The following is a 6,832-nucleotide window of genomic DNA, read 5'->3' on the forward strand; positions in this document are numbered from 1 at the left end:
GGATCTCATCAGAATACAAGCAATATTTCCGGTAATGCCACTGATGCGGCCTCCTATGCTAACCCTTTTATGTATGCAAGAGGAATAGCGCCCATCTATCCTATACATCTACACGATAAAACTACCGGGCAACTGGTACTGGACGACGCCGGTAAACCGCAATATGACGATGGCAGCACCAGTCGTAATCAATACGTTGGCCGTCATACCATATGGGAGAATGAACTGAATAAAGATCTCACCTACAGAAACACAGTAAACGGCCAGGTATTCCTTGATTTCAAATTTCTGAAAGATTTCACTTTCAATGTTAAAGGCGACCTCAATGTTCGTAACAGCGACAGAAATACTTACAACAACGCTATCATTGGAGACGGCGCTGGTAACCAGGGACGGGCTTCACGCACCAACTACCGCTACAAAAATTACACCACTCAACAAATGCTGAACTGGGGCAAGTCGTATGGCTTTCATACCGTAGATGCGTTAATAGGTCATGAAAATTACTACGACAACTACAATTATCTTTACGGATATAAAACCACTGAAACATTTGCAAATGCACCTGAATTAGTGAATTTCACCAAGATTACCGACCTCACCGATTACCAGGTAGATTACAGGTCCGAAGGATATTTCGCCCGTGCGCGTTATAACTATGATGAGAAATATTTCATAGATGGATCCTTCAGAAGAGATGGTTCTTCCAAATTTTACAAAGATACACGCTGGGGAAATTTCTGGTCATTAGGCGGTAGCTGGCTGTTGTCTAAAGAAAATTTCTTTGCCGGCCTGTCTCAATACGCCGATTATGTAAAGCTGCGGGCTTCTTATGGCCAGGTAGGTAACGATGCAAGCGCTGGTACCTATGCCTACATGGCATTGTATACCATTGACCAGAACAGCAATATTGCTGCTTTATATAAAACACAAAATGAAGCGCTGGATTTACTATGGGAAACATCGTCTTCCATTTCTGCTGCTTTGGAAACACGTTTATTCAACCGGGCTAACTTAACAGTGGAGTACTTTGATAAACGTTCTCAAAACCTGTTGTTTGATGTAAACTTACCATTATCAGCAGGAGCAACGTCCAATAGCCTACCGGAATCTACTATTAAAAAAAATCTTGGCACTGTATCAAATAAAGGATTTGAGCTGTCGCTCGATGTTGATGTATTTAAAAAGAGAGATTTTAAGTGGAACGTTGGTGTGAATGCCACCTTCCTGAAAAATAAGATTGTGTCCTTACCGGAACAGAACCGCGCCAATGGTATTGTTACTGGCAACTATAAATACGTGGAGGGGCATGGCGTTTATGATTTCTGGACTTACCAGTACGCCGGCGTTGATCAAATGACCGGTAATGCTTTATACCTGGCAGACGATGAAAACTTCGATCCCAAAGATGTAGACGGCGCGCATTACAAATATCTTGTAAACATTAACGGCGTTAATTATACCACCTACACCACCTACGCAAAACGCGACTGGTCAGGCAGCGCCATCCCGGATGTTTTTGGCAGCTTTTCTACCGGGCTTACCTATAAGGATTTCACTTTATCAGGCATCTTCACCTACTCCCTGGGAGGCAAAGTTTACGACGATTCTTACCTGGATCTGATGAGCATGTCGGGTTCTGTAGGGCAAATGCATAAAGATGTATTGAAGTCATGGGACGGCATTCCACAGGGTATAACAGAAACATCCCCTAACCGTATTGACCCTAAAGGTGTACCGGTAATGGATTTCTCAAAAAGCAATTACAGCAACACCATGTCAACAAGATTTCTTCAGAACGGCTCTTATTTCGTAGTGAAGAACCTCGCTTTGTCGTACCAGGTGCCAGCGTCTTTGTTAAAGACGATAGATATAAGGTCTGCCCGGTTCAACTTAAGTGTTGAAAACCTGGTAACGCTTACCAAATTGCAGGGTATGAATCCGCAGCAGTCGTTCAACGGGAGAAGCCTGAATGCTTTTGTTACTCCGCGTGTAGTATCTCTTGGTGTTAATATTGGTTTATAATTTAAAAGCAGAAAGATGAATAAGATATATAATATAGGCCTCTTGTTTTTTGTATTGCTTGCAGGCTCGTGTAAAAAAGACTATCTCGACACAGTACCTACCAGTTCAACAGGTACCTCTACCGCATTTGAATCAACAGATAATGCAAAATTAGCGGTGAATGGCCTGGCCAAAATGATGACCGTGCAATATTTATCCAACCAGGGATTCAACGGGGAAGGAACTATAAAGATGTACTATGGTAACTATCCCGGTAATAATTTTTATGTAAACCTGCCGGGATGGGCTACGCTGATCAATGGCACTATCAATGAAAACGTAAGCAGCATTTATGATTATTATCCCTGGTATTACTATTACAAGGTGATTGGCAATGCCAATGCCATCATCTTTTATATTGATGCTGCAAAGGGCTCAGATGCCGATAAAAACTTCATCAAAGCACAGGCATTAACTTACCGGGCTTACTGCTACATGATGCTGGCGCAGTTATATGGCAATAGATGGGCCGATTCCAATAACGGCGCCACTCCCGGCGTTGTGTTGAGAACGGACTTATCTAACGGTGATCTCGAAAGATCCACTTTAGGCGCCACCTATAGCCTGATTTACAGCGACCTGGACAAAGCGATTGAACTGTTCACTGCTTCAGGTAAATCCAGGTCTAAAAATTTCGAAATGGATGTCAATGTAGCATATGCCATTTATGCCCGGGCGGCCCTCAACCGCCAGGATTATCCTAAAGCAGAGGCTTTTGCGGCTAAAGCACGGACCGGGTACCCGCTAATGTCTGTTGCTGATTACAAAGCAGGGTTCTCCACTCCTAACAGCGAATGGTTATGGAGCAGCTACGGCGCTTCAGACGAAACTTTATACTACTACTCATACCAGGCTTATATCGCTTACAATTCCAGCGCATCTGCAGTGAGAACCTATCCCAAATGCATCAGCCGGGAATTGTATAACAAGATTCCGGCCACTGATATACGGAAAGACCTGTTCCTGGATCCTAAAACAGATCCGTATACTACCGCTACAGGGGCTGCCGGCGCTGCATTGAAAGCACGTGCTTTCGAGCTGTACCCGGACATCTACAGTACTTCTAATATATTTGCCTATATGCAGTTTAAGGTGAAGGCAAATGACCAGCCCGGTGTTGGTAATTTAAATCATTTCCGCTCCTCAGAAATGTACCTGATCGAAGCGGAAGCTAAATACTATCAGAATAAGCCGGCAGCCGAAGTGCAGCAGGTATTAATTGACCTCACCAAAAACTCCGGCCGTGACGCCAGCTATACCTGCACAAAAACAGGTGCAGCCCTGTTGAATGAAATCAAAACATATCGCGCTATCGAGCTATGGGGAGAGGGTTTCGACTGGTTTGACATGAAGCGCTGGGGAGACGCTATTGTAAGAAAGGATTACGCTAATGGCGGCAACTTCATCACCTCACTGGCTGTTACCATCACGCCTGAAAGCAATAACAAATGGACGTGGAAGGTTCCGTTGAAAGAATCTGATTATAATGGTGCATTAGAGTAGTACCTGTAAATAACAATGGGTTGCCTGTAAATTTACGGGCAGCCCATTGAAATGATCAATGCAGTAAAGATCTGCTGTTCTACATCCACAGCTACCTGCATTTTACATAAAAAGAATATATCTTGTTTGATCAGGATATATTCTCCAGGTATTTCAGCACCTCCTCTCTCTTCCGGCTGGAAACCGGTATCTGTTCATTATTCTGCATTTGCAAAATACCTTCCCTGTAGTATTTTTTTACATACTGGAAGTTGACCAGGTAAGACTGGTGGCAGCGTATAAAGCCAAAGGGAATCAGCACACTTTCGTATTCTATCAACCCCTTTGATACAAGTATCTCACGTTTATCTTTCAGATAAAAAGTTGTATAGCCTTTATCGCTCTTACAAAACATAATATCTTCTATAGATACAATTTCCATGTATTCCACGCGCTTCAGTGCAATGCGTTTGGTAGTTGCCATTCCCTGGGCTGCGTAGTGCTGCCGGGCTATTTCCAGTTGCTGCTGGTCGAACTGCTCCTGTTGCCGGTGATGATAACATTTGTTCAGTATAGCTGCCAGCGCCACTTCATCTATCGGCTTCAGCAGATAACCAAAAGCCCCCATATTAAGTGCCTGTATGGCATACTGATCATAAGCCGTGAGAAAAACAACCTGAAAACCGTTATTACCTATTTCATGAAACAACCGGAAACTGTCACCATCTTTCAGCCTGATATCTGCTAAAATGATATCGGGTTTCAAGACAGGGATTTCCCTGGCGCCTTTAGCGATTTCCGCTGCATGCCCAACTACCTCTACGTAAGGAATGCCTTGCACTACCTGCAAAAGATGCTGCAGAATACGTATTTCATCTTCTAAAATATAAAGCTTCATGGTTGCTTGTTTCAGATTTAATCTTTGATTTCAGGAATAACAATGTGTACAGCAACCCCTTGCCCGCTGCTGTTCTTTCTGTCTTCAATATCAAATTTCGCATATTGTCCCTGTGATTTAAAAAGCACTTCCAGTCTCTCTTTAAGAATAATCCCCGCAAGGGATTGTTTCTTCTGCTCGTTAGGTTCTTTAATGGTCATGCCCTTGCCATTGTCTTCAATCGTTATGAACATCTGGTGATTATCTGTTTTAAAAAATATCGTCAGGATACCTTTATAATCAATATTCCGGAACCCATGCTCTATTGCGTTTTCAACAAAAGGCTGTATTAACATGGGGGGTATCAGCACATTCTCCGGATAAAGGTGCTGATCCACATCGATCCGGTAATCAAAAAGTCCTGAGAAGCGCATTTTATTCAGTTGCAGGTAATTCTCCAGGGAAGCTATTTCTTCATCCAATCCTATAAAATCTCTCCTGCTCTGTTCCAGCACATTTCTTAATAATTTAGAAAAAGCAGAGAGATAGCGTACGGATTCTTTTGTATCTCCGGACGCGACAAGCCCTTGCAGATTAGCGATGGAGTTAAAGATAAAATGCGGGTTTAACTGTGCCTGCAACAGTTTCTGTTCCATATTCAAACGCCTGTTTCCCGACTGCAGCAACCTGTTCCTCTCTTTCAAACGGTACTGGCGGTGAATAAAGTAAAATACTGCAAGAACTCCCAGGAAAACCAGGAACGCCAATACAAGCGTCCATCTTTGCTGCCGGATGATCTTTTCATTGAGTTCATTCCGGCTGCTCAGTTCCGCTATATTCCGGTCTTTTTTCTCTGTTTCATACTTCTCATGTATTTCTGCCACTTTAACGGCTTCTATCGCTTTAATATCCCTTGTTTCAATTTCATAGGCGGAGTCGGCCACCCGTAACGCGCTGGCATAGTCGCCTTTTAACTTATATGCCTCTATAAGTCCTTTGTAATAAATCGGGGACGGCTTTATCCTGGGGCCTTTTTGTGCCAGGCTGATGGCTTCCCTGAAATAACGGATCGCTGAGTCGAGCTGGTGATTATGAATAAAGGAGGTCGCTAAATTATTGTATGCAATTTCGTTCAGGTTATTTGTCCTGGTAAGATAATCAATGTACTTCCTGCTGCTTGCAAGCGCCTTCTCATGCTGTCCCTGCCGGTCAAAGATCCGGGTTTCGTTGTCGTACGTGCGGGCAATAGCCAGGCTATCACCGATCCGGTTAGCCAGGTTACGTGCCTGAACATTGTATAACATCATTTTATCAAAATCATTCATTCTGGAAGCTAACAGGAAAGAAATGTCATAATACCGCTGCATGACTACAGGATGTGATTTATATGGATGATGGTTATAATAACGTTCCGCATATTCCAGTGATTCATTCTCGTTGTCATTTTGAAAATATGCTTTGGCCATCAGGTCATAAAACTGGTAGGTGATCAAGCTATGAGTGCTTTCGGCAGTTTTCATTGCCGAAAGTATGCGATTCATCAATTCTGCCTCCACTACTCCACCATTGGGAATACTTTGATTCAAAACACAGTAGGTCTTCAGTAGCTCAATTCCATCTTCACTGCGCGTCCCCTTCATTTTCTGGTACTCTGCCATAGCGCTGTCCCACTTCTTTTCCTGGCGATACTTTCCAGCCCTGAAATAGTGGCAAAATGGCATGATGCTACTGTCTGCAGTATTTCTCAGTAAACTGTCCTCTATCCGGATCATCTTCCTGGCATCGGCGGTGGGTAAAGTATCCAGAGAAATAATAAAAGAAAGGTAATCCTTTCTGTGAGTGGTATCAATAATGCTTTGTGGATTCTTTTGAGAGATTTCTTTCTGCTTACAGGAAACCGTAAATAAAAGAATTATTATCGTTAAGGCAGCATATGCAGTTCTTGCATTCATTAAGTAATGTATTAACCAGGCGAATAAACGTATTTCAGCTTAGTGAAACATACTGAAATATTCGTTAAATATATCAATAGAAATTAAAATGTAAGAAGCCGGGTATATATTCGTGGGATTTCAGGCGATATTCGTGAGGGTTGGAGGGATGATTGCGGGGTTTTTTCAGTAATATGTAAATATATCTCAATAATAGTGCATCAAAAATAAAAACCAATGCAGCTTACATTTTAATGCTTTTGCTTGTAAATAACGATTAACACAGTTGTCCGAATTTGCGGCTTTGCTTCTGTCACAGCAGCCACCTGTGCACAAAATAAAGCAAAGCCGCGATCGGGAAAACAGTTCAACTTTTCCCGGTAAAATAATCTTATCTGATAGCTATTATGGCCTTTCTATAATTCACTCAAGCGTTGCCTGCACAATCTGTTCAATGTCAAATTTTCGCATTTGCATA

Annotated in this window: 4 protein-coding genes; 2 read left to right on the top strand and 2 right to left on the bottom strand. The window is 42.6% G+C overall.

Going from position 1 to position 6,832, the window contains the following annotated elements:
- Together VN105_RS17745 and VN105_RS17750 are read left to right on the top strand one after the other, a co-directional pair.
- Nucleotides 1-2,025 (top strand): TonB-dependent receptor domain-containing protein (locus VN105_RS17745; protein ID WP_325642865.1); only part of this gene is annotated, 2,025 nt, incomplete at its 5' end.
- A gap of 15 nt (nucleotides 2,026-2,040) precedes the next feature.
- Nucleotides 2,041-3,567: a RagB/SusD family nutrient uptake outer membrane protein gene (locus VN105_RS17750; protein WP_325642866.1), complete on the top strand. Its 1,527-nt coding sequence runs from the start codon at nucleotides 2,041-2,043 to the stop codon at nucleotides 3,565-3,567.
- A 130-nt stretch (nucleotides 3,568-3,697) separates the two neighbouring features.
- Here the strand turns inward: VN105_RS17750 and VN105_RS17755 are convergent, their stop codons facing one another.
- Both VN105_RS17755 and VN105_RS17760 read right to left on the bottom strand, forming a co-directional pair.
- A complete protein-coding gene (locus VN105_RS17755; protein ID WP_325642867.1) occupies nucleotides 3,698-4,444 on the bottom strand; it encodes a LytTR family DNA-binding domain-containing protein in 747 nt (248 codons plus the stop codon).
- A gap of 17 nt (nucleotides 4,445-4,461) precedes the next feature.
- Entirely contained in the window at nucleotides 4,462-6,375 is a 1,914-nt protein-coding gene (locus VN105_RS17760) for a histidine kinase (RefSeq protein WP_325642868.1), read from the bottom strand.
- Nucleotides 6,376-6,832: the final 457 nt, after the last annotated feature.

Origin of the sequence: Chitinophaga sp., assembly GCF_035564935.1 — a bacterium.
Classification (GTDB): domain Bacteria; phylum Bacteroidota; class Bacteroidia; order Chitinophagales; family Chitinophagaceae; genus Chitinophaga.

Excerpts from the sequence above, each read along its gene's own strand:
- VN105_RS17755 (WP_325642867.1), bottom strand. The coding sequence starts at position 4,444 with ATGAAGCTTTATATTTTAGAAGATGAAATACGTATTCTGCAGCATCTT.
- VN105_RS17760 (WP_325642868.1), bottom strand. The coding sequence starts at position 6,375 with ATGAATGCAAGAACTGCATATGCTGCCTTAACGATAATAATTCTTTTA.
- VN105_RS17750 (WP_325642866.1), top strand. The coding sequence starts at position 2,041 with ATGAATAAGATATATAATATAGGCCTCTTGTTTTTTGTATTGCTTGCA.